The organism is Variovorax sp. RA8, assembly GCF_901827175.1.
GTDB lineage: Bacteria > Pseudomonadota > Gammaproteobacteria > Burkholderiales > Burkholderiaceae_C > Variovorax.
This window is the reverse complement of record NZ_LR594662.1, coordinates 3,969,865-3,991,499: the sequence shown is the minus strand read 5'-3', so window position 1 is coordinate 3,991,499 and position 21,635 is coordinate 3,969,865. Positions and strand designations below refer to the sequence as shown.

The window sequence follows — 21,635 nt, the reverse complement described above, 5'->3', positions numbered from 1 at the left end:
GCGCGAAAGCACCGGTGCCCATATAGTCGTCCCCTGATTCGCGGCCCCGCGCACAACGGAAAGAGGACCCAGGTGACCACAGAAACGAATCCAATGCGCTTCGGAAGCGGCCAGGCCGTACGGCGGCTCGAGGATGAGAGCCTCCTGGCCGGCGCCGGACGCTACACCGACGACGTCACGCTACCGCTTCAGACCCACCTGTACTTCGTGCGTTCCCCCCACCCGCATGCCCGGTTGGCGACCATCGATGTCGCCGCGGCGATGGCGATGCCCGGCGTCCTGCGCGTGTTGACGGGCGCCGATCTGCAGCAGGCCGGCGTCAAGCCGATGCCGGGCGCCGTCGCCTTCAAGCGCGCCGACGGTGCCGCTTGCGCATCGCCGCCGCGGCATGTGCTCGCGATCGACACGGTGCGCTTCGTGGGTGAGCCGGTGGCCGCCGTGATCGCCGAAACGGCCGCGCAGGCGCGCGACGCCGGCGAGGCTGTGATGATCGACTACGAGGCGCTCCCGATGGTGGTGGACACGCAGGCCGCCGCGGCGGAGGGCGCGCCGCTGGTCTGGGGCGAAGCCACCGGCAACATCGCCGCCGAGATGCGCCACGGCAGCGCCGAGGCGGCCAGCGCCGCCTTCGCGCGCGCCGATCACGTGGTGGCGCTGGACGTCGTCAACCAGCGGGTGGTCGCGCTCACCATCGAACCCCGATCGGTACTGGCCGATGCCGACCCGGACTCCGGGCGCCTCACCCTCCGGATGAGCACCCAGATGCCCTCGGGCGTGCGCAACTCGGTGTGCGACGCCATCGGCCTGCCCGCCGAGCAGGTGCGTGTGGTAGTGGGTGACGTGGGCGGCGGCTTCGGCATGAAGACCGGCGCCTATCCGGAGGACATCGTGGTGGCTTTTGCGGCGCACCAGCTGCGCCGCCCGGTGAAGTGGGTGGCCGACCGCAGCGAGGAATTCCTCTCGACCTCGCACGGGCGCGACATCGAGGCCCGGGCCGAGCTCGCGCTCGATGCCAACGGCAGGATCCTCGCGCTGCGCATCCGTACCCTGGCCAACGTGGGCGCCTATGCCACCGGCACCGGGGTCGCGATCCAACTGCTGATCGGACCGTGGGTGCAGACCAGCGTCTACGACATCCAGACCATCGACTTCCACTTCCTGGCGGTGCTCACCAACACCGCGCCGACAGGTGCCTACCGTGGCGCCGGCCGCCCCGAGGCGATCTACACCATCGAGCGGCTGATGGACGAGGCCGCGCGCCAGATCGGCATCGACCGCCTCGAGCTGCGCCGGCGCAACTTCATCCAGCCGGCGCAGATGCCCTACACCAACCCGATGCAGCAAACCTACGACACCGGCCGCTTCGAATCGGTCATGGACCAGGCGCTGGCCCTGGCCGACTGGCAGGGCTTCGAAGCGCGGGCGGCCGAGTCGGAGCGCCGGGGCCGGCTGCGCGGCCTGGGCATCGCGACCTTCCTGGAATGGACGGGCGGCAACGTGTTCGAGGAGCGGGTGACGGTCTCGGTGCAGGCCGACGGTGTCATCGAGGTGTTTTCGGCCGTCAACGCCATGGGGCAGGGCATCGCGACCACCCTGGCGCAGCTGGTGGTGGATGCCTTCGGCGTCCCGATCGAGAAGGTGCGCATCGTGCTGGGCGACACCGACCGCGGCAACGGCTTCGGCAGCGCCGGTTCGCGCTCCATCTTCACCGGCGGTTCGGCCGTTCGCGTGGGGGCCGAGCGCACCATCGACAAGGCACGCGCGCTGGCGGCGCAGGAGCTCGAGGTTGCGCCGGAAGACGTGCAGTACGAATCCGGTCTCTTCAAGGTCGCGGGCACCGACCTGGCGCTGGACTTGTTTGCGCTCGCCGGGCGGCAGCCCGAGGGGCAGATCTTCGTCGACTCCACCAGCGCCGTCGCCGGCCCGACCTGGCCGAACGGCTGCCATATCTGCGAGGTGGAGATCGATCCGCCGACGGGCGAGATCGGCGTCGTGGCCTATGCCTCGGTCAATGACGTCGGGCGGGTGATCAACCCGCTGATCGTGCGCGGCCAGCTCGAGGGCGGCGCGGTGCAGGGCATCGGCCAGGCCCTGTGCGAGCGCGTGGTCTACGACGCCGAGACCGGCCAGCCGTTGACCGGGAGCCTGATGGACTACGCGGTGCCGCGCGCCGACATTGCGGCCGCAATGTTCAAGACCGAGATGGACCAGAGCACGCCCTGCCTGAACAATCCGTTGGGCGTGAAGGGCGTGGGTGAGCTCGGCACCATCGGCGCCACGCCTGCGGTGGTCAATGCGGTAGCCGACGCCTTCGCGCGCAATGGCATGGCCGGGCTCACGCCGCGCCTCGACATGCCGCTGACACCAGCACGTGTCTGGCAGCTGATGCAGCCCGGGCCGTGAGCGTCAGAAGTCCTCGAGCGGCAGTCCCACGTAGTTCTCTGCCACCGAGGTCGAAGCCGCGCGCGAGTGCACCAGGTAGTCGAGCTCGGCTTCCTGGATCTTCTGCCCGAACTCGCCCGTATCCGGGAACCGGTGCATGAGCGAGGTGAACCACCACGAGAAGCGCTCGGCCTTCCAGATCCGGCGCAGGCACAGCTCGGAGTAGCGGTCGAGCGCCGATTCACTCTGATCGCGATAGAAGACCTCGAGGGCGCGCGACAGGAAGCCGACATCGGCGGTGGCCAGGTTCAGGCCCTTGGCGCCGGTGGGCGGCACGATGTGGGCCGCATCGCCCGCTAGGAACAGTCGCCCGAAGCGCATGGGCTCGGCGACGAAGCTGCGAAGTGGCGCGATGCTCTTTTCGAGCGAGGGGCCGGTCACCAGCCGCTCGCGAGCCTCCGGGTCCAGCCGCAGCCGCAACTCGTTCCAGAAGGCGTCGTCGCTCCAGTTCTCCACGCGCTCCTCCACCGGCACCTGCACGTAGTAGCGGCTGCGCGTGGGGCTGCGCATGCTGCACAGCGCGAAGCCGCGCTGCGTGTTGGCGTAGATCAGCTCGTGCGACACGGGCGGCACGTCGGCCAGCACGCCCAGCCAGCCGAAGGGGTAGACCTTCTCGTAGGTGTGGATGGCACCGGCCGGCACGCTGGCGCGGCTCACGCCGTGGTAGCCGTCGCAGCCGGCGATGAAGTCGCATTCGATCTCGTGGGTGGCGCCGTCCTTCTCGTAGCGCACGGTCGGCCGCTCGCCGTCGAACCCGTGCAGGCTGACCTGCGAGGCACTGTAGATCGTCGTCAGGCCCTCGGCCTCGCGCGCGTTCATCAGGTCGTGCGTGACCTCGGTCTGGCCGTAGACCGTGACCTGCTTGCCGCCGGTCAGGCCGTGCAGGTCGATGCGGTGGCGCGCGCCCTTGAACAGCAGCTCGATGCCCTCGTGCGGCAGCCCCTCCGCCTTGGCGCGGGCGTCGACGCCGGCCCGCGCCAGCAGGTCCATCGTGACCTGCTCCAGCACGCCTGCACGGATGCGGCCCAGCACATAGGCGCCGGTCTGGCGCTCGACGATGACGTTGTCGATGCCGGCCTTGAAGAGCAGTTGGCCGAGCAGCAGGCCGGCAGGGCCGGCCCCGATGATGGCGACTTGGGTACGCATGGAGGTCTCCTGGATGTCAGGGTGAAGCGTAGGACCGGGCGATCGCCCGGCATCGCCCCGGCACCATCCTCTGTGCGATGATGAGGCCGCTTGCGCGATGATCGCGCAACACTTGGAAGCTGCCGACCCGCCATGACCATCGCCAAGCCGGACTTCATCGAGGGCATCGCCAAGGGCATGGCGGTGCTCGAGAGCTTCGACACCGAGCGCCAGCGCCTCAATGCCACGCTGGCTGCCGAGCGCGCGGGCCTCACGCGCGCTGCCGCCCGGCGCCACCTGCTCACGCTCGCGCACCTGGGCTATCTCGAGACGGATGGCAGCTACTTCTGGATGGCGCCGAAGGTGCTGCGCTTCTCGGGCAGCTACCTGGCCTCGTCGCGATTGCCGCGCGCGCTGCAGCCCACGCTGAACCGGCTGGCGGCGCAGACCGGGGAGTCCTTCTCGGCCGTGGTGCTCGACGGCGAGGAGGTGGTCATCGTCGCGCGCAGCGGCGCCTACGGCACCCCGACCCGCGTGCTCGCCTACGGCCTGCACCTGGGCGCGCGCCTGCCCGCGCACGCGACCTCCACCGGCTGCGTGCTGCTCGCGGCGATGAGCCCCGCGCAGCTCGCGCAGTGGCTCAAGGGCCGCCTGCTGCCGCGCCTCACGCCGCACACCATCACCACCGCGCGCCTGCTGCGCCAGCGCATCGTCCAGGTCCGCAAGGACGACTACTGCTTCGCCAGCGAGGAACACGAGCTGGGCGTGCAGGCGCTGGCGGTGCCCTTGCGCAACATGCAGGGCCACACCGCGGCGGCGCTCAATGTCGTGTTGTCCGGCGGCCGTCACCAGGAGGAAACCCTGCGCCGCGACCTGCTGCCGCTGCTGTTCGAGGCGGCGCGCGAGGTGCGCTCGCTGCTCTGAACTTCGCCGCCGATACGATCTCGAACAAGCCTTTGCCGGACCACCCAACATGCGACTGCTGCTGCTCGAAGACGACGTGATGATCGGCGAGACCGTGCTGGACCTGCTGCGGGCCGAGCACTACGCGGTCGACTGGGTCAAGGACGGCGAGGCCGCCGACACCGCGCTGCGCACCCAGCAGTACGACCTGGTGCTGCTCGACCTCGGCGTGCCGCGCCGCGACGGACTCGAGGTGCTGCGCGCGCTGCGTGCGCGCAAGCAGCGCATGCCCGTGCTGATCGCCACCGCCCGCGACTCGGTGCAGCAGCGCATCGAAGGCCTGGATGCCGGCGCCGACGACTACGTGCTCAAGCCCTACGACCTCGACGAGCTGCTGGCGCGCATCCGCGCCTTGCTGCGGCGCGCCTCCGGCCGGGCCGAGCCGGTCTACGAGCACATGGGCGTGAGCATCCAGCCGACCACGCGCGAAGTCTCGGTCAACGGCCAGCCGGTGGTGCTGTCGGCGCGCGAGTGGGCGGTGCTCGAGCCCTTGATCGCCCGGCCCGGCATGGTGCTGTCGCGCGCCCAGCTCGAGGAAAAGCTCTACGGCTGGAAGGACGAGATCAGCAGCAACGCGGTGGAGGTCTACGTCCACGGGCTGCGCAAGAAGCTGGGCGCGGACCTGATCCGCAACGTGCGGGGGGTGGGGTACATGGTGCCCAAGGAATGACGCGGGCAGCGCCGGGCCGCCCCAAGCAAGCGCGCGCCCCCTCGGGGGGCAGCGAGGACACGCAGTGCCGAGCGTGGGGGCCCACATGAAGTCTTTACGCGCGCGGCTGCTCATCTTTCTGCTCGCAGCCATCGTGCTGGCTGCCGGCACCCAGGCCTTCGTCGCCTACCGCACGGTCCTGAACGAAGCCGACCAGATCTTCGACTACCACATGCAGCAGATGGCCCTGTCCCTGCGCGCCGGCCTGCCGCCCAGCGCGGCCGTCAGCGGACTCAGCGACGGCGAGGAGAACTTCGAGTTCGTCGTGCAGGTGTGGACCGCCGAGGGGGTGCTCGTCTTCGAATCGGCCGCGCAGGCCGCGCTGCCGCAGCGCGCAGTCCTGGGCTTCTCGAACGTCAAGGCGCGCGGCACCACCTACCGTGTCTACTCGCTGCAGGCCCGCTCGCTGGTCATCCAGGTGGCGCAGGACATGGCGGCGCGCCGCCACATGGCCGGCACGCTAGCGCTGCGCACGGTCGGGCCGATCGCGCTGGCGGCGCCGCTGCTCATGCTGGTCGTGTGGTGGGTGGTGAGCCGCTCGCTGGCGCCGGTCGCGCGCGTTCGCGGCCAGGTCGCGGCGCGGCAGGCCGACGACCTCTCGCCCGTGAGCGAGAGCGGCCTGCCGGAGGAGGTGCGCCCGCTGGTGCACGAGCTCAACCTCCTGTTCGACCGCGTGCGCCAGGCCTTCGAGGCGCAGAGGCACTTCGTGGCCGACGCTGCGCACGAGCTGCGCTCGCCCCTCGCCGCGCTGAAGCTGCAGGTGCAGGGCCTGCAGCGTGCGCCCGACGAGGCCACGCGCGAGCTGGCTGTCAACCGCCTGGCCGCGGGCATCGACCGGGCGACCCGGCTGGTCGAGCAGATGCTGGCGCTGGCACGGCAGGAGGCCAGCGCGGCGGCCGGCACGCCGCCGGAAGCGGTGGAGCTGCAGGAGGTCGCGCGGCTCGCGCTCTCCGATGCCATCGCCGCTGCCCAGGCGAGGCGCATCGACATCGGCATCGCCAGCGCGCACGCGGCGCGTGTGCAGGGCCGGCCGGAGGCCCTGCGCACGCTGCTGCGCAACCTGCTGGACAACGCGGTCAAGTACACGCCCGAGGGCGGGCGCGTCGACATCCGCATCGGGCAGCAGGAGGGCGGCGCCGAGCTGGTGGTGGAAGACAGCGGGCCGGGCCTGCCGGCCGAGGAGCGCGAGCGCGTGCTCGATCGCTTCTACCGCGCCGGTGAATCGCAGGCGCCGGGCAGTGGCCTGGGGCTGGCGATCGTGAAGTCGATCGCCGACCAGCATGGCGCGGCGCTGGAAATCGGGCGCTCGGAGAGCCTCGGCGGCCTGCGGGTAAGGCTGCATTTTCCTTCCACGGTTTAAGGCGAGCCTAAGCGAGCGGACCGACATTCCCTTTCATCGTGTTTTCCACTGACACCTCGAAAGGAATCTCCATGAATGTCCGTCTGAACTCGCCCCGCGCCCTTGCCGCCGCGCTGGCGGCCGCCGGGGTGATCGGCGCCGTCGGCGCGGGTGCCTACACCAGTGCCAGCGCCGTGGGCGCGCCCGCCGCGGCGCCAACCGCCGCGGCGCCCCTGGTCACCATGCCCGACTTCTCGACCATCACCTCGCGCGACGGTCCAGCGGTGGTCAACATCAGCGTGACCGGCACCACCAAGACCTCGATGGAGGGCATGGCCGGCATTGATTCGGACGACCCGATGTTCGAGTTCTTCCGTCGTTTCGGCGGGCAGTTCGGCCAGCGCGGCCAGCAGCGCGAAGTTCCCGTGCGCGGCCAGGGCTCGGGCTTCATCGTCAGCGCGGACGGCATCATCCTGACCAACGCGCACGTGGTGAAGGATGCCAGCGAGGTGACGGTCAAGCTCACCGACCGCCGCGAGTTCCGCGCCAAGGTGCTCGGGTCGGACCCCAAGACCGACATCGCCGTGCTCAAGATCGACGCCAGGAACCTGCCGACCCTGCAGCTGGGCAGCACCAAGGACCTCAAGGTGGGCGAATGGGTACTCGCCATCGGCTCGCCCTTCGGTTTCGAGAACACCGTGACGGCCGGCGTGGTGAGCGCCAAGGGCCGCTCGCTGCCCGACGACAGCTACGTGCCCTTCCTCCAGACCGACGTGGCCATCAACCCCGGCAACTCGGGCGGGCCGCTGCTCAACGCGCGCGGCGAGGTGGTGGGGATCAACTCGCAGATCTACAGCCGCAGCGGCGGCTACCAGGGCGTGTCCTTCGCGATCCCGATCGACGTCGCCATCCAGGTCAAGGACCAGATCGTCGCCACCGGCAAGGTCAGCCATGCCCGGCTCGGCGTGGCGGTGCAGGAGGTCAACCAGGCCTTCGCCGACTCCTTCAAGCTCGACAAGCCTGAAGGCGCGCTGGTGTCGAACGTCGAGAAGGGCGGCCCCGCCGACGAGGCCGGCCTGCGCTCGGGCGACGTGATCCGCAAGGTCGATGGCGAGCCCATCGTCGCGTCGGGCGACCTGCCCGCCCTGATCGGCCAGAAGAAGCCCGGCAGCCGCATCACCCTGGACGTGTGGCGCCAGGGCGAGCGCCACGAGATCAGCGCCCGGCTCGGGGATGCGGGCGAGAAGACCAGCACCGTGGCCAGGAACGAGGCCCGTGCCGGTCAAGGCAAGCTCGGCCTCGCGCTGCGGCCCTTGCAGCCGCAGGAGAAGCGCGAGGCGCGCGTGGAAGCCGGCCTGCTGATCGAGGATGCGGGCGGCCCCGCGGCCCTGGCCGGCGTGCAGCCCGGCGACGTGCTGCTGGCCATCAACGGCACGGCCGCCAAGTCGGTGGAGCAGGTGCGCGAGGTGGCGGCCAAGGCCGACAAGTCGGTCGCGCTGCTGATCCAGCGCGACGGCGAGCGGATCTTCGTGCCCGTCCGTCTGGGCTGATGCGAGGGCGGCGCCGCAACTGCGGCGCCCTTCACGCTATGTCGCCCCGGCATCCACCACGTGGAGGAGACACCGTGCAAAAGTACCTTTGCCGATAATCAACCGACTGTAACAATTCGCGACATTCAACAAGAGGTTTCCCCATGGCGCTCCGTGACCTTGCCCTGACAGTTCTCGAACTCGAACTCAATGAATTTCATTGGGTGCTGATGGAGGCTGTTCAAGCCGACTCGGACGAGTGCCTGGTCTACCGGCCGGTGGATTCCTCGACGCGGGGCCTGCCTGACTATTCGGAGGCGCTGATCGAGGGCGCTTCGGCCCTGCGCGCGGTGCAGGGCCTTGCGCCCTTCGGCATGCCGCCAACGCCGGTGGGCATCGGGGAGGGCGAGGCTGCCGACCCGCCGGCCACGGGCCCCACGGCCGGATGCGGTACGCGGGACTCGGATGCGGACTCCTGCTTGTTCACCACCGATCACTCGATCCTGTAGCGCGTTGCGGCGAGCGCCACCGAGGCGATCAATCGGCCCGCAGCTCGTTGCGCCGCGGCATGTCGGCACCGCGGCGCGAACAGGTGATCGCGGATGCGCGGGCGGCGAAGCGCAGCAGCGTCGCCAGCTGCGCGGCGTCGAGCGCTTCGATGCCGGCGGCGCTGAGGGCCTCTTGCTCGTCCAGCCAAGTCAGCAGGGCGGCCTGGAAGGTGTCGCCGGCTCCCACGGTGTCCACCACCTCGACCGGGGCCGCAGCCTCGGCAGCGTGCCGTGTCGGCGTCCAGGCCTCACTGCCCCGGGCTCCACGCGTGAGCACGACCAGCCGCACGCCGAGTGACAGCCAGCGCCGGGCCATTTCGGCCGGCGCCGAATCCGGATAGAGCAACCCCAGGTCCTCGTCGCTCACCTTCACGATGTGCGAGAGCGCCGCCATGGCCTCGACCGTCGTGCGCCAGCGCGCCAGATCGGGCTCGACGTTGAGCCGAACGTTGGGGTCGTAGGCCACCAGGCAGCGGTTGCGCTCGCGTGCGGCCAGGGCGCGCAGTGCGCTGCCGACCGGCTCCGCCACCAGCGCGTAGGAACCGAATTGCAGCACTCGCACTTCGGGCGGCAGGGCGGGCAGGCTGGCAGTGTCGATGGCCCGGTCCGCCGCGCCGTGGCCGTAGAAGGCGTAGTGCGGCACGCCGGCCGCGTCGACGCTCACCACGCTCAGGGTGGTTGGCGCATCGCTGCGCAGTACCAGGCGGGTGTCCACGCCTTCCGCGGCCAGCACCTGCATCAGCCGCTCCCCCGCCGCATCGCGTGACAGGCCGGTGAGCAGCGCCGAGCGGCGACCCAGCCGCGCGAGGCCCACGGCCACGTTGAAGGGCGAGCCGCCGATGCGCGCGTCCAGGTGCAGGCCGGTGGGCGTCGTTCCCAGCACGTAGACATCCATCAGGGCTTCGCCGCAAACCACGAACATGTCACTCATCCTTCCAGCTGAAGAGCGGACGCAGCCCGGCATAGAGCGCCTTGAAGCGGGCGAGCGTGACCCACTTGAGCTTGATCTGGGGGTGGGCCTTCTCGAACGCCGGCGTGAGCTTCTTCATCTCGATCATGTGCCCGTTGTTCACCGTGGCAATGACCAGTTCGGTCTCGGCATGGGCGGCCAGGGCCGCGGCGGTGAGTGATTTGCCGATTTCTGTACTTGAATGCACTGATTGATCAGTGACTTCCCTAATTCAAGCAACCAGGGATGGGCCCCACCCACCGCGCTCAGGGACCGGTGGCGTCCTCCAACTGGCCTTCGAGGGCCTTTTGCCCCTTCGGGGTGATGGCCAGCACCTGCGCGGGCTTGTGGCTCTCGCACCCGCTGGGAAGCGACTCCGCCGGCGGGATGAAGGCACTGACGAGCTCGGCGGCGCGCAGCACGCGCAGCTTGTCGAGCTCGGCCGGGGCGTAGACGGTGTAGGGCAGCGGTTGCTGCGCGATGTGCCGGAGCAGTTCCATCGGCATGAGCATCTCCTTTCTTCCAGCGGCGAACATTTTGTGCGAACGCAAAGACATGCGAGCGGCGTGCCTGCCGCGTGGTGCAGGGCAAAGGGGGCGAACTCCGCTGCGGGTCGCCTCAGATTTCGTGCACTTCGGCCCGACTGTCCGCCCAATGGATGGCCTGCTGCTCCGCATGCCGCACGGCCTCCGCCTCGGTGCGGCAGAGGTCGGCATCGTTCATGAGCGGCACCAGCTTCTCGCTGGGCCATCCGAGCTGCCGGACAACGACCGGCCGGAACTGCCCCGGCCGCTGCTTCTCGGCGCTGCAGAGGAAGTGATAGCCCCGATACACGAACACCACGTTCCTGGACATGGCTCCTCCACGCCCGCCAATCTTGCTGCTACTTCCCGAGGTATTGGCGGACTGCCTCGACCGAAGTGCCTGCCGCGGCGACCGCCGCCCTCAACTGCGCCTCGCTGACGCCCAGCTCCTTCGTCCAGTAGCGAAGCTCGTGCGTCTCGCTGACGTCGATGCGCGACCGATCCTGCGGGCCGCGGTTGCTCAAGTCGTCTGCCATGCTGCGTCTCCTGTGCGTTTCTGTGCTTGGAGTGTCCGGCAGTGAAAAAGTGCTGACGACGGACGCCGACGCAAGGCCGTGCGGGAAGGGGGCTGACGTGGGGGCCGGCGCAGATGAGGCGCCGGCGGCACGCACGCAGGCCGTGGCGCATCAAAGCCCGTAGTACTTGTCCACTGTGGACCGATAAGTCTCGTCATAGTCGGGCACGCGGTCTCCCGAATAGCTCGGCGCGCCTTCGAGTGTCGCCTTGTCCAGCGGAACCACATAACCCTCCTGCGAGGTGTCGTAGTCCAGCATGTTCCAGGGGATCGGGTAGCGGTCTGTGCCCATGCCCAGGAAACCGCCGAATTCCATGACGGCGTAGCGGACCTGGCCCGAGATCTTGTCGATCATGAGATCGTCGATGGTGCCGAGCTTCTCGCCGGCCGTGTTGTAGACCGTGGTTCCTTCGACGCGATCGGACGAGATGACGTCGTGAGTGGAAGTCGTCGTGGTCATTCCAGTTCTCCAAGCCTCGGCCGACACGGCTGGGGATGTCGGCCCGATCTTCGAATGCCCAGCATGCGAGGTATCCCGCGCGCACGGTCCGCGATTGATCGGGCAGCGAGCCGTCGTTCTGTAGGCACGCACCCGCAAACGCCTTCTGCAGAGGTTCAGGTGCAGGCGCGAAGCTAGCGTCATGGACTGTGCCGGCCCCTATGCTGGCTTTTCGGTACAGGGCTGTGCGTCCCTGTCTGACGACGCGCAGGCAACTGCGATGGGTAGCCTTGGCGCATTCGATGCAAGGGAGCCGCGACCATGGCTATTCGACAGACACAGGCCAAGAGCAACGACCGCGACGACAAGCGTGTCTTCCGCTGGGGCGTGATCATGGTGGCCGTCCTGGTGGTTCTGGCCGTGCTGGCGACCTACCTGCTCTCCGAATCGAGGGAGCGCTCTCCGGTGATGCACGAGCCCACCCAGCAGGCGCCGCAGAAGCCGGCCGCGCCGCCCCAGTAGCCGACAAGGAGTTGCGATGCCAGAAGACCTCGACATCCCCGTGCCCTCTGCCCCCGAGTCCCCCCGTGCGGTCTTTCAGGCCCTCGCGGAGCGCGTTGGCGTCCTGGCGCCCGGGGCGCCGCTGTCCGACGAACTGCTCGCCTTCGCCATGGCCGTCGCGGATCTGCAGGCCGAGGGCAAGCTGGGGGAGCGTGGAGAAGGCGCGCGTCGCTGAGCCTGGGGGCGTTCGTGCCCGCAGCCATGGTCCGTCTCGAAGATTTCAAGCCCATGCTCCTGTCGGAGCGCTCGCTCGGCCTGCACGAGCCCGGCTGGATCTATGAGCTGAAGTACCACGGCTTGCGGATGACCGCCGCGTTCGGCGATGGCGTCGCGCAGCTCAGAACGCGTAACGGCGCCAACGCGACCAAGTGGTTTCCCGAGCTCGGCGACAGCTTGTCGGGCGTGGCTGGCGGTCCCTACGTGACCGACGGCGAGGTGTGTGTCCTGGACGACGAGGGTCGAAGCGATGTCCAGGCGCTGCACGAGCGCGCCCGTCATCGCTGTTGGTATGTGAGTGCGAAGCCGGTGGTCTATTGCGTGTTCGATCTTCTCGTCGATCGAGGGGTAGACATCACGACCCAGCCGCTGATGCTGCGCAAGGCAGCGCTCGGGCGGCTGTTCGGGGAGCCCCCCTGGGGCATCCTGGTGGTGAGGTACTCCGACAAGGGTGGGGCGCATCTGGTCAAACAGCCGGCGAATCTCCCGGGCCCCGAGGCGTTCATCGCCAAGCGGCGCTCCAGCATCTACCTGCCCGGCGTGCGCACCAGCGAATGGGTGAAGATCAAGCGCAAGCCGCGCAAGGAAGATGGCCGCCCGCCCCGTTCGATGGCGCGGCCTTCATTGCCCGTTCGTCTTGCCGGGGCTTCTTGAGCTGACTTCCAAGCCCGGCCCATCATGGAGTCGGCCTTTTCTTTTAAGCTGCATCGTTCATGAAGCTTTTCGTCGCCTCGCTCGCTCTCGCGCTCGCTGGACCTTGCCATGCCGGAAAGCCCGGATCCGAGTTGCCCGAGGGCCAGGCGCCCGCGGTTGGGGGAGACATCGTCGACGCCTCGGGCAAGGTCATCGCGAGCGCCTACCGTGCCCTGGCGTACAAGTTCGGGCAGGACGAAGGCGTCGCCTACCGATTCGGACCGCCAGCATCGAAGGCTGGCGTGCCCACGCTGCCACTGCGCGAGGACATTGGCGCCATTTCGCACTGCAGCGGCGGCCCCGGCTGCAAGACGTACTACCAGCTGGGCAAGGAAAGCAGCACGCGCGACAACGCCTATGTGAGCACGCATGGCGTGGCGATCGGGACGCCCGACACGCCCAACTCCGTCGCCGGCTCGGTCGCATGGTTCCAGGCGCAGGCCACCGACCGCGAGACCTGGATGCAGCGCCCCCAGCTGCTGTGGCAAGACCGGACGCTGTCTCCGCCGGCGCTGCGCGACTACTTCTCGCGCGGCGCGCTGTCGCCCAACAGCGCCGCCGGCCTGCCGATCGCGGAAACCCGAGGGGAGGGCGGTCCCGATGGACCCTCTACCCGCATGTCGCTGGTCGCGACGCAGGGAAGCCCCACCGAAGGCGCCACCATCTACACCGTCGGGACCTACACCGCACAGCAGCGCGCCTTCGTGAGGCTGCCGGCCGGCAAGGTGCCCACGGCCCTCGCCGTGACGCCCATGTCCGAGTTCGCATTGGCGACGATCTGGGACACGGTCGCCCTCAAGGGCCAGGTTGCGGTGATCGCCTTGGGTGGCGTGCCGATGAACCGCACCTGGGAAAAGAGAGACGATTGGTACGACTGGTGGCACGACTGGATGGATGGCTCCAAGCCGGGCTTTCCGAATCAGGGCGGCATCGGTTTCATGAAGGTCGTGGGCTACGTCGACCTGCCGGCGAACGTGACGGCACCCACGGCCATCAAGGTCACGACCGGGATCGATCCGGTCGCGATGACAGTGCACCCGGTCGGCAAGGAGATCTCCTCGATCGGCGCCCTGGGCTCACCGCTGGCCGGCAAGCGCGCGAAGTTCCTGCCCGGGGGCGAGTTCTACGAGCGCTATGCGAAGGGCGGGGTGGCCGTCGTCACCTCGCAATCGGAAAAGACGGCAGCCTTTGTGGACCTCGGCCCGCTGTTTCGCCACTTCAATTCGATGTACCTCGACACGGCCGAGAAGAATGCGCAGACCCAGAAGCTGGGCATGGGTGCCAGCCAGTGGCCCTACCCGCTGGCGCCCGGCTCGATGCCGGTGGTCGCAAAGGTCGTCACGGTACCGGGGACCCCGGTGGCCGTCGAAACCACCGCCACACTCGGGCACTGGTCCAAGGACGACCGCGAGCGCGTCCCCGGCACGCCATACTGGCGGACCACGCCGCGCTACGCGAGAGCCTGGATCGCGACGCGCGAAGGCGAGTTGCACATCTACTCGCTCGGGCGCTACGCCGCGGGGCCGAAGCCGACCACGCCGAAGCCGGCGGACATCGAGCCCGTGGGCAAGGTCACCGGGCTGGGCAGCAACGTGACGTACCTCGCCAAGTCGAAGGGCTTCCCCGGCCGCCGTGACACCGCGAACGATTCAGTGCTCTTCACCGCGCGCGGGGACCGTGCATGGGGCTGGGTGGGCTTCAGTGATGACCAGAACGGCGGATCGGTGATACGCCGCATGGCGGACTCGCGCGTCGACCCGATCGTGGTGACCGAGGCCGATCAGTACTCGACGGCCGGCGGCGTGGTGACGGTGGCCGACTACACGGGCAAGGCGATCAGGAACTACCGCTTCAGCAGCGTGGTCTACCCGCGCAATTCGAACCAGACGTCGTTCTGCCCGCAGGACAAGGGCGGCTGCCCGACGCTGACGCCCGAGGGGGAGTACGCGGGGTCGCTTGATTTGCCGTTCCGGCCGTTCTCCGTGCACTCGTCGAACGCGCCCTGAGCGCAATGCCGCAGGCGTGTCATCCGCCGGTGCGCCCGTCCGGCGGCGAAGCCGCATTCAGCACCTCAGCGCAATCCGCCGGCAGCCAATGGAAGCTTCGAGCCCGCAGCGCAGTGTCGTAGATCACCTTGTACTGGCACGTCTTGACACCTCCCGGGAGGCGGAAGTTGAAGATGTAGTCCCACTCGCGGACCTCGAACAGGCCTTCACGAAAGTGGGGCCGGCCCACGAGATCGTAGAGCTGGTCCTTGCTGACGCCGGGCGCAACGCGTCGCAGGTTGTCAGGGTTCGGAAAGGTGCCTTCCTGCAGCCAGGCATCGTTCTTGATGTCAGGGAAGACGACCTCGCCTGCAAGGCCGTCATCCGAGATGTTCTTGCTGACCCAGGAGGTGCCGCAGCCCGCCAGCGACAACAGTGCCGCCATCGCTGTCGCCATGGCCAGCCCGGCCATCGCGGTACCGGGCTCTTTGATTTGCTTGTTCATGAGTAGCCTTGAAAACTGGTTGCGATCGTCGCGATCGGTTGCGATCAGGTGGCTTACCAATGGAAGCCCATGCCGGCGGCGACGCCGACCTTGCCTCGCGAGTTGGCCGTGCCGCTGAACTTGACGACCCATCGGCCGTTGTCCGCGAGCTTCGACACGCCGAGCGCCAGCGCGGCTTGTCCATCGAAGCCCGCTATACCTGCGGACACCATGCTCTTTCCGGGGATGGCGGCCTGCGGCAGGTTGGCCATTGCCATTGCGCCTGCCGCGGCGGCATTGGCTTCCTTGCTCACTCTCTCGACATTGGTCTGGACCTGGCCGAGCCTGGCATCGGTGTACTGATTGGCCGCTGCAATGCCGGCATTCAGCTGATTCACGTTGACTGCGTCGTTGCCTGCTACGCCATCGGCGACGTTGTGGAGACTCACCGGGGCGTTCGTGCTCGTGCCGCCTAAGCTCACGCTGTTGTAGTTGGTCGAACCGTCTGCGTTGGTCTCGTACTTCACTGCGGACTGGTCGATGCTGGCCACCGTGTTCTGCACGGCCTTCAATTGCGATACGTTGACCGCGTCGCTGTCCAGCGAACCCGCTGCCACTCCGTTGATCTGGCGGAACTGGCCATTGGACGCGTCTCCCACCGACACCGCCGACAGCGTGCTGGTGGTGGCTTGGACGGCCGCGATCTGCGAGGTCGAGGCACCCGTGGGCACGTAGCCGGCCGCACCGGCCGCCGTGGCGGCGACCGAGCCTGCACCCAATGCCACGCCGCCGGCCTGGGTCACGCTGGTGCCCGCGCCGATTGCCACGCCTTGTACCGCTGCCGCAGAAGACTGCGTGCCGAGCGCGAGGGAGTCCGCCCGGTGCGAGGTCGCTCCCTGGCCGATGGCGACGCCGCCCGGCGCGGTCTGCTGCACCACCGCGCCGTTGCCGATGCCCACCCCGCTGTCGCCGTTGACCACCGTGCGAGGACCGACCGCCACCGATTCGGCGCCGATGGCCAGCGAGTCCATCGCGGTCGAATTGGCGTGGAAGTACTGGATCGGCGTGACGGCGAAGGATTGCAGCGCACCGCTGAGCTGGCGCAGCGTCACTGCATCCTGCGCCTGGGTGCCGTCGGCCACGTTGGTGATCTGTCGGAAGCTCGTCGCACTCCCGATGGAGACGGCGCCCAGCAGCGTCCGGTCGGTCGTGTTGTACGGGATCAGCGTGCTCCCCGCGGGAATGTCGCCGGTGCTCCCCGCAACGACCCGGTCGGAGACCGAGCCTGAACCGAGTGCAACCGAACCCTCGACGGTTGCACTGGCGCCCAGGCCCTGCGCAATGCTGCCGACGCCGTTGGCGACCGCATTCGGGCCGACCGCGATCGAATCCGTCCCCAGCGCCTGCGAGTCGGGCAGTGTCGAATTGGCGTGGAAGTACTTGATGCCTCCGCCACCGCTGATGGCACCGATCGTGTTGTTGAGATTGGTAATCCCCGTGGTGTTCGCCGTCACCTGCTGGTTCGTGGCGAACAGCTGAGAACCGTTGATTGCATCGGTCGAGCCGGCGTCGAGCCGGCCCGCGGCCACGTTCGTGACGGTGCGCTCCGCCCCCGGCGCTGCGACGCTGACCGTGCTCGTGGGCGTGGTGCCGGCGAAGTTGTAGGTGGTGGTGCCGATCACGGTACTGGCCGTGCCGACCGCCGCCGCCGTCGTGGAGCCGAAGCCCAGGGCGATGTCGCCTGCATTGTTGGCGACGGCGTTCGGGCCGATGGCGACCGAATTCGTGCCCAAGGCCTGCGAGTCGGGAAGCGTGGAGCTGGCGTGGAAGTACTTGATGCCCGCGCCGGTGTTGATGTCACCGATCGTGTTGCCGAGAGTGGTGATCGCCGTGGTGTTCGCCGTCACCTGCTGATTCGTGGCGAACAGTTGCGAGCCGTTGATGGCATCGGTCGAGGTGCCGGAAATCCTGCCGGCCGCCACGTTGGTGATCGTGCGTTCGGCCCCCGGGGCGCCAACGCTGACCGTGCTCGTCGGGTTGACGCCGAAGAAGGTATACGGATTTCCGCCGATCACGACACCGGTCGTCGGTACGGCCGTGTCTGTCACCGAACCCGAGCCCAGCGCCACGTCGCGCGCGTTCTTCGCCACTGCCGTGTCGCCGAACGCAACCGCGCCCGCGGCCAGCGCGCTGCTGGTGCTGCCGATCGCAACGCTGCCTTGGCCGACCACCGTATTCTGGTAGCCGATGCCGACCGCACCCTGTGCTGCCGTGCCGGCCACGCTCACCCCCTGGCCGCCACCGCCCACCATGTTGGTGTTGCCCATCGCCACGGAACCGTTGCCGGTGGCGGTGTTGTCCAGGCCGCTTGCAATCGCGCCGTCGCCGGTGGCGGTGTTCGGGTCGCCGATCGCGACTGCGCCGTTGCCGCTGGCGACGTTGCCCGAGCCGATGGAAACCGCGCGGCCACCGGTGGCGGTGGCATTCGTGCCAATGGCTACCGCCTCGGCCGCGTCGGCAACGGCGTTAGCGCCCATTGCGACGGCATTGTCGGCAGCCGCATTGGCCTGGATTCCCAATGCAAGTGCATTGATGCCGGTCGCCCTGGTCGCAACGCCAAGTGCGGCGGCGTTTTCCTGCGATGCCGTCACATCCGTGCCGATGGCGATAGCGCCCGCCGCAGTGGCGCCCGCTCCCACAAGCGTGCGCGCGCCAAGGTTGATGGAATTTAACTGGGATGCGATCGACTGGAAACCGATGGCAATGGCGTTCCGGCCGGCTGCGTTGGCACTGCTGCCTTGCGCGATCGCATCCAGTGCGGATGCGCTTGCCTGGGTACCGATGGCGACTGCGTTGCCCACGCTCGCATTCGCGTTCAGGCCGATCGACGTCGTCGCGTTGCTCGCGACGCCGATGCCCGCGTTGGTGCCGATGGCGATGTTGTCGTTACCGCTGACCAGGCTGCCTGCCGCTGCGTCCAGGGTGGCGTCGTAGGCGACCGTGCCGTCGCCTGTACCAAAGGCGAGGTTGCGCGTTCCGGTGACGCCCGAACCCGCGCCCCGCATCACGCTTGCAATGCCTCCCCCCATGGCCGTGTTCTGCGCGCCGCTGACCAGCGCTCCGGCCGCAATACCTACTGCAACCGAACCGGTATTGGCTATCGTCGAGCCTGCACCGGCACCCTGGCCGACCGAAACTGTGCTGGTCCCGGTGGCGACCGCTTGTGCTCCGAGCGCGAGCGAGCTGTTTCCTTGCGCCCGAGCGCCGTTCCCGACGGCGGTAGCTGCGTCGTCGGTTGCCGTTGCCTGGTTTCCTACCGCGACGGTGCGCAGCCCGGTCGCCTCGGACAAATAGCCTCCGGCAAACGCGAAATTTCCAGTTGTCAAAGCGTTTACACCGACCGCGGTGGAGTTCCCGCCCAACGCCCAGGCGGCGGTACCCAACGCGCTAGCGCCAGCTGCGGTGGCCTGCGCGTTGACGCCGAGCGCGACCGAATTGATATTGTTTGCAACCGCGCCGGAGCCCAACGCCATCGCACCGCCAACCCCTGATGCTGACGCATTCAGGCCAATGGCAATCGTGTAATTTCCCGATGAGATCGCTGAGTGCCCAATCGCCACGGCGTTGGCGAAACTGGCGGTCGCGCTGGCGCCCAGGGCCGTTGCCCCGTCTCCCGTCGCCGTGGCTCCAAGGCCCATGCATGAGGCCGTGCCGTTGTACGCGTTCCAAGGCGAGACACCGCAGTTCACCGCCTGTGCCTGCGCCCACGGGGCACAGCTGAGACCGCCCACCGCCAGCAGCGCGGTCGTGAGCGCCGCGCGCAAGCCATGCGACGAATGGCGTGCGCGTAACTCACCGGTGGTGCCGGCTGCAGGGCGGCTTGCGCCCCGCTTGCCGCGGACGCGAGTGCTCTCGGACGCAGCGATCCAAGCGCCAATCGATTCATTCCAAACAGTCAGGTAGATTCTGTTCATGGCCTAGAGTTGTACGACAATGTTATTAGTTATTACCAAAGAAACACTTGTATAGGGCCGATGCTATGAGAATTCTTGCTGCGGTGGCGATGCCGACTGGAGATTTAAGAATGTTTGACATTTGTCATGCCAAACTGGTGCGGGACGCGCGGGCGCTTGTGCGAACTTTGGTGGTTTTGATGGTAAAAAATGCTTAACCGGATTTAATTATTTCTAATTGGAAAGCGTTATTGAGTGCGGGTGAGCCGCTCTCGTCAGAATGTGTTTTATTTCCCACATGAAGAGGACCTGCGGGCCTTGTCGGCGCGCGTCGCCCTCTGGCGGAGGGAGTTTGTTGCTGCGCCAAGCGCTCGAATTGCGATCCTCCCCAGGCTTAAAAGCCCCGGTTCAGTTCTCGCTGTGGCGAGGCCACGTGCACGACGGGCTCGTGATTGCCCGGACATGATGGAATCGAATAGGGAGCAAGGCAGTCTGATTGCGCCCGCGGAGCGCGCAGCCGGTCCAGGCGCTGTCAAGATATTGGAACCCAAAGAAGAAGGCCTCGCTACCGGTCGATAGCGAGGCCTTCTTTGCCTGTGCGGCTTGTAGATGGCTCCTCGACCTGGGCTCGAACCAGGGACCTACGGATTAACAGGCCCTACGTCGAATCGGACAGCAAACCGCATGGAGGAATGAGCTTCCATCGGGTTGCGCCCTCGACCCTTTGCTTGAATGCCTCATGATTTACCGCGCTCCTGGTGGCCGCAGTCTTGCCGTTGCTCACGAGCGTTCCTTCGGCGCGGCGTTGCGCGCGGTGTTGCCGCTCCAGCGGATGCACCCCGAGCTCGAGCAGCGGCCAGTCGTGCGGCCGTCGGTGAAGGTGAGCCGGCCCTGGCACCTGGTGCACGGCATGACGCCGCGCACGGCCGCGGCGGGCCGGAGGTCAGGGGGCGGGCAGTGCTGCAAGCGCACAGCCGCCATGGCGCACGCCGTGGCGCTGGCCAGGGTGCTGACGTTCGACGTCGTCATGCGCGAGCTCCTACGGCGCGTCGTCCTTCAAGTGGTGCCTCCGCGTACCTGCACCCCGTCGCCTCGGCCGTGGCGCACGATCTTGGGAACTCCAGAGGACACAGGCATGCAAGACCCCAGCACCCCCATTTCCGACGGCCACTCACTCGAGTACCGCGGCTTCCGCTTTGAGCTGCGCGCAGAGCCCACGCGGGGCGGCTATGAGCCCATCGTCGTGCTTGTACGCACCCCTGCGGATGAGGAAGAGACGCAACTGCCGAACGACACGGAAGAGATCGTTTATGGCACCGAGGCGGAGGCAATTCGGCACGCAGAGCAGCAGGCGATGCGCTGGGTTCATGACCGGACCGGCACCGGCCGGACGCAGTTCTAAGCGGCGTGGCCATCAACTAGCACTCCAGGGAAGCAGGGGCGCAGCCTTCGGCACCTTGTGCTTGCCGCGGGGTCCAATATCCGGCCCAAATAGTTAGGGGCCGCACACTGGCGGCCCCCTTGTTTTGGTGGCTCCTCGACCTGGGCTCGAACCAGGGACCTACGGATTAACAGTCCGGCGCTCTACCGACTGAGCTATCGAGGAACAAGCCTCAAATTATAGCGTGACTTTTGGGCGCTCCCGGCCGCGCTGCATCGCCTTGCGCGCGGGCGCGAAAAAATCTCACCCGGCCATGGCCTTCATCAGGCTGGCCGCTGCAGCCTCGGGATCTGCCTCGGCCACGAGCGCCCGCACAACCGCCACCGAGCCCACCCCCGTCGCCAGCACCTCCGGCAGGCGCTGCGCATCGACTCCGCCGATGCCCACCTGCGGATAGCCGCGCATCAGGCGCGCGTAGGCCGCGAGTCGCGCCACGCCCTGCGGCGCGGTGGCCATCTGCTTCAGCGTGGTCGGGTACACCGCGCCCATGGCAACGTAGCTCGGGCTCACGGCGTCGGCGCGCACCATCTCCGCGTAGCCGTGCGTGCTGACGCCCAGGCGGATGCCGGAGGCGCGGATCGCCTGCAGTTCCTGCGGGCCCAGCGCATCCAGGTCTTCCTGGCCCAGGTGCAATCCGTAGGCCCGGGCCTCGATGGCAGCCTGCCAGCGGTCGTTGATGAAGAGCAGGGCGCCGGTGCCGCGCACCGCCTCCACGGCCGCGCGCACTTCGCGCTTGACCGCTTCCGCATCGACGGACTTGAAGCGCAATTGCACGGTCGGTACGCCCGCGCGTGCCATGCGGCCGACCCAGGCGGCATCGGGCAGCACGGCGTAGAGGCCGAGCCGCTCGGGGCAGGGCGGAAAGGCATCCTCGCGCGCCGACGGTGGAAAGGGCCGCATGCCGAAATCGGCCGGATGCTCGGGCCAGGCGCCGGCATCGAAAGCGCCGGTGCGCCGGGTCTGCGCCTGCCAGGCGCCGGCCAGGCATTCGGCATCGACCTCGATGAAGCCCAATGCCGCGCAGGCGGTCTTGGCACCACGGTACACAGCGTCGTCGGAAGAGAAGGAGCCCGGGCGATCGCCCGTCTCGCCGAAGCGAGCCCCATGCGCCGCGACGATGGCGCGGGAGATGTCGTTCTGGTCGTTCTGGTCGTTCATGGC

At 68.1% G+C, this 21,635-nt stretch carries 21 protein-coding genes, 1 tRNA gene and 1 pseudogene; 11 read left to right on the top strand and 12 right to left on the bottom strand.

Annotated features, from left to right (window positions below; translation table 11 throughout):
• The first annotated feature begins 72 nt into the window (after positions 1–72).
• Positions 73–2,403: a xanthine dehydrogenase family protein molybdopterin-binding subunit gene (locus E5P3_RS18685; protein ID WP_162587335.1), complete on the top strand. Its 2,331-nt coding sequence runs from the start codon at positions 73–75 to the stop codon at positions 2,401–2,403.
• A 3-nt stretch (positions 2,404–2,406) separates the two neighbouring features.
• Here E5P3_RS18685 and pobA read toward each other — a convergent pair whose 3' ends face one another.
• The gene (gene pobA / locus E5P3_RS18680; protein WP_162587334.1) at positions 2,407–3,588 is read right to left on the bottom strand and encodes a 4-hydroxybenzoate 3-monooxygenase; all 1,182 of its coding nucleotides are present in this window, start codon (positions 3,586–3,588) and stop codon (positions 2,407–2,409) included.
• 132 nt (positions 3,589–3,720) lie between these two features.
• Between pobA and E5P3_RS18675 the strand changes: the two genes are divergently transcribed.
• From E5P3_RS18675 to E5P3_RS18655, 5 genes are all read left to right on the top strand, one after another.
• On the top strand, positions 3,721–4,491 hold the full coding sequence (locus tag E5P3_RS18675; RefSeq protein WP_162587333.1) for an IclR family transcriptional regulator domain-containing protein: 771 nt from the start codon (positions 3,721–3,723) through the stop codon (positions 4,489–4,491).
• 49 nt (positions 4,492–4,540) lie between these two features.
• Positions 4,541–5,200: a response regulator gene (locus tag E5P3_RS18670; RefSeq protein ID WP_162587332.1), complete on the top strand. Its 660-nt coding sequence runs from the start codon at positions 4,541–4,543 to the stop codon at positions 5,198–5,200.
• A gap of 85 nt (positions 5,201–5,285) precedes the next feature.
• The gene (locus E5P3_RS18665; RefSeq protein ID WP_162587331.1) at positions 5,286–6,599 is read left to right on the top strand and encodes an ATP-binding protein; all 1,314 of its coding nucleotides are present in this window, start codon (positions 5,286–5,288) and stop codon (positions 6,597–6,599) included.
• A gap of 71 nt (positions 6,600–6,670) precedes the next feature.
• Positions 6,671–8,128, top strand: a complete 1,458-nt coding sequence (locus tag E5P3_RS18660; protein ID WP_162587330.1) for a DegQ family serine endoprotease — start codon at positions 6,671–6,673, stop codon at positions 8,126–8,128.
• 143 nt (positions 8,129–8,271) lie between these two features.
• Positions 8,272–8,616, top strand: coding sequence for a hypothetical protein (locus E5P3_RS18655; RefSeq protein ID WP_162587329.1), 345 nt, complete (start codon positions 8,272–8,274; stop codon positions 8,614–8,616).
• Positions 8,617–8,644: 28 nt separating this feature from the next.
• Here the strand turns inward: E5P3_RS18655 and E5P3_RS18650 are convergent, their stop codons facing one another.
• From E5P3_RS18650 to E5P3_RS18625, 6 genes and pseudogenes are all read right to left on the bottom strand, one after another.
• On the bottom strand, positions 8,645–9,577 hold the full coding sequence (locus tag E5P3_RS18650) for a carbohydrate kinase family protein (protein ID WP_162587328.1): 933 nt from the start codon (positions 9,575–9,577) through the stop codon (positions 8,645–8,647).
• A gap of 61 nt (positions 9,578–9,638) precedes the next feature.
• A pseudogene (locus tag E5P3_RS18645) lies at positions 9,639–9,812 on the bottom strand (sugar ABC transporter substrate-binding protein); the annotation flags it as partial.
• A 58-nt stretch (positions 9,813–9,870) separates the two neighbouring features.
• Positions 9,871–10,110, bottom strand: a complete 240-nt coding sequence (locus E5P3_RS18640; protein WP_162587327.1) for a hypothetical protein — start codon at positions 10,108–10,110, stop codon at positions 9,871–9,873.
• 112 nt (positions 10,111–10,222) lie between these two features.
• Complete coding sequence (locus E5P3_RS18635; protein WP_162587326.1) at positions 10,223–10,459, bottom strand: hypothetical protein; 237 nt, start codon at positions 10,457–10,459, stop codon at positions 10,223–10,225.
• Positions 10,460–10,487: 28 nt separating this feature from the next.
• Entirely contained in the window at positions 10,488–10,664 is a 177-nt protein-coding gene (locus E5P3_RS18630; protein ID WP_162587325.1) for a DUF3606 domain-containing protein, read from the bottom strand.
• A 150-nt stretch (positions 10,665–10,814) separates the two neighbouring features.
• A complete protein-coding gene (locus E5P3_RS18625) occupies positions 10,815–11,162 on the bottom strand; it encodes a PRC-barrel domain-containing protein (RefSeq protein ID WP_162587324.1) in 348 nt (115 codons plus the stop codon).
• A 300-nt stretch (positions 11,163–11,462) separates the two neighbouring features.
• Between E5P3_RS18625 and E5P3_RS18620 the strand changes: the two genes are divergently transcribed.
• From E5P3_RS18620 to E5P3_RS18605, 4 genes are read left to right on the top strand one after another with little or no spacing between them, the layout of a single operon-like run.
• Positions 11,463–11,663 carry a hypothetical protein gene (locus E5P3_RS18620; protein WP_162587323.1) on the top strand — a complete coding sequence of 67 codons (201 nt, stop codon included), beginning with the start codon at positions 11,463–11,465 and terminating at the stop codon, positions 11,661–11,663.
• A gap of 16 nt (positions 11,664–11,679) precedes the next feature.
• Positions 11,680–11,877, top strand: coding sequence for an aminoglycoside phosphotransferase (locus tag E5P3_RS18615; protein WP_162587322.1), 198 nt, complete (start codon positions 11,680–11,682; stop codon positions 11,875–11,877).
• Between the two features lie 26 nt (positions 11,878–11,903).
• Positions 11,904–12,572, top strand: a complete 669-nt coding sequence (locus tag E5P3_RS18610) for an ATP-dependent DNA ligase (protein ID WP_162587321.1) — start codon at positions 11,904–11,906, stop codon at positions 12,570–12,572.
• 59 nt (positions 12,573–12,631) lie between these two features.
• Complete coding sequence (locus tag E5P3_RS18605) at positions 12,632–14,617, top strand: hypothetical protein (RefSeq protein ID WP_162587320.1); 1,986 nt, start codon at positions 12,632–12,634, stop codon at positions 14,615–14,617.
• 19 nt (positions 14,618–14,636) lie between these two features.
• Here E5P3_RS18605 and E5P3_RS18600 read toward each other — a convergent pair whose 3' ends face one another.
• From E5P3_RS18600 to E5P3_RS18590, 3 genes are all read right to left on the bottom strand, one after another.
• Positions 14,637–15,101, bottom strand: a complete 465-nt coding sequence (locus E5P3_RS18600; protein WP_232073200.1) for an outer membrane protein assembly factor BamE — start codon at positions 15,099–15,101, stop codon at positions 14,637–14,639.
• Between the two features lie 53 nt (positions 15,102–15,154).
• Entirely contained in the window at positions 15,155–19,054 is a 3,900-nt protein-coding gene (locus tag E5P3_RS18595; RefSeq protein WP_162587319.1) for a YadA-like family protein, read from the bottom strand.
• A gap of 759 nt (positions 19,055–19,813) precedes the next feature.
• A complete protein-coding gene (locus E5P3_RS18590) occupies positions 19,814–20,062 on the bottom strand; it encodes a hypothetical protein (protein WP_162587318.1) in 249 nt (82 codons plus the stop codon).
• Positions 20,063–20,168: 106 nt separating this feature from the next.
• On the opposite strand from E5P3_RS18590, the gene E5P3_RS18585 reads away from it, so the two are divergent.
• On the top strand, positions 20,169–20,435 hold the full coding sequence (locus E5P3_RS18585; protein WP_162584106.1) for a hypothetical protein: 267 nt from the start codon (positions 20,169–20,171) through the stop codon (positions 20,433–20,435).
• Between the two features lie 128 nt (positions 20,436–20,563).
• Here the strand turns inward: E5P3_RS18585 and E5P3_RS18580 are convergent.
• Positions 20,564–20,639 (bottom strand) — tRNA-Asn (locus E5P3_RS18580).
• 78 nt (positions 20,640–20,717) lie between these two features.
• The gene (locus E5P3_RS18575) at positions 20,718–21,632 is read right to left on the bottom strand and encodes a thiamine phosphate synthase (RefSeq protein WP_162587317.1); all 915 of its coding nucleotides are present in this window, start codon (positions 21,630–21,632) and stop codon (positions 20,718–20,720) included.
• Between the last annotated feature and the right edge of the window lie 3 nt (positions 21,633–21,635).

Bases quoted from the DNA above. Each gene is read 5' to 3' on its own strand.
- E5P3_RS18625 (WP_162587324.1), bottom strand. From the start codon at position 11,162: ATGACCACGACGACTTCCACTCACGACGTCATCTCGTCCGATCGCGTC.
- E5P3_RS18635 (WP_162587326.1), bottom strand. From the start codon at position 10,459: ATGTCCAGGAACGTGGTGTTCGTGTATCGGGGCTATCACTTCCTCTGC.
- E5P3_RS18640 (WP_162587327.1), bottom strand. From the start codon at position 10,110: ATGCCGATGGAACTGCTCCGGCACATCGCGCAGCAACCGCTGCCCTAC.
- E5P3_RS18620 (WP_162587323.1), top strand. From the start codon at position 11,463: ATGGCTATTCGACAGACACAGGCCAAGAGCAACGACCGCGACGACAAG.
- E5P3_RS18600 (WP_232073200.1), bottom strand. From the start codon at position 15,101: ATGAACAAGCAAATCAAAGAGCCCGGTACCGCGATGGCCGGGCTGGCC.
- E5P3_RS18615 (WP_162587322.1), top strand. From the start codon at position 11,680: ATGCCAGAAGACCTCGACATCCCCGTGCCCTCTGCCCCCGAGTCCCCC.
- E5P3_RS18675 (WP_162587333.1), top strand. From the start codon at position 3,721: ATGACCATCGCCAAGCCGGACTTCATCGAGGGCATCGCCAAGGGCATG.
- E5P3_RS18670 (WP_162587332.1), top strand. From the start codon at position 4,541: ATGCGACTGCTGCTGCTCGAAGACGACGTGATGATCGGCGAGACCGTG.
- E5P3_RS18650 (WP_162587328.1), bottom strand. From the start codon at position 9,577: ATGTTCGTGGTTTGCGGCGAAGCCCTGATGGATGTCTACGTGCTGGGA.
- E5P3_RS18585 (WP_162584106.1), top strand. From the start codon at position 20,169: ATGCAAGACCCCAGCACCCCCATTTCCGACGGCCACTCACTCGAGTAC.
- pobA (WP_162587334.1), bottom strand. From the start codon at position 3,588: ATGCGTACCCAAGTCGCCATCATCGGGGCCGGCCCTGCCGGCCTGCTG.
- E5P3_RS18610 (WP_162587321.1), top strand. From the start codon at position 11,904: ATGGTCCGTCTCGAAGATTTCAAGCCCATGCTCCTGTCGGAGCGCTCG.
- E5P3_RS18595 (WP_162587319.1), bottom strand. From the start codon at position 19,054: ATGAACAGAATCTACCTGACTGTTTGGAATGAATCGATTGGCGCTTGG.
- E5P3_RS18605 (WP_162587320.1), top strand. From the start codon at position 12,632: ATGAAGCTTTTCGTCGCCTCGCTCGCTCTCGCGCTCGCTGGACCTTGC.
- E5P3_RS18590 (WP_162587318.1), bottom strand. From the start codon at position 20,062: ATGACGACGTCGAACGTCAGCACCCTGGCCAGCGCCACGGCGTGCGCC.
- E5P3_RS18660 (WP_162587330.1), top strand. From the start codon at position 6,671: ATGAATGTCCGTCTGAACTCGCCCCGCGCCCTTGCCGCCGCGCTGGCG.
- E5P3_RS18630 (WP_162587325.1), bottom strand. From the start codon at position 10,664: ATGGCAGACGACTTGAGCAACCGCGGCCCGCAGGATCGGTCGCGCATC.
- E5P3_RS18575 (WP_162587317.1), bottom strand. From the start codon at position 21,632: ATGAACGACCAGAACGACCAGAACGACATCTCCCGCGCCATCGTCGCG.
- E5P3_RS18665 (WP_162587331.1), top strand. From the start codon at position 5,286: ATGAAGTCTTTACGCGCGCGGCTGCTCATCTTTCTGCTCGCAGCCATC.
- E5P3_RS18655 (WP_162587329.1), top strand. From the start codon at position 8,272: ATGGCGCTCCGTGACCTTGCCCTGACAGTTCTCGAACTCGAACTCAAT.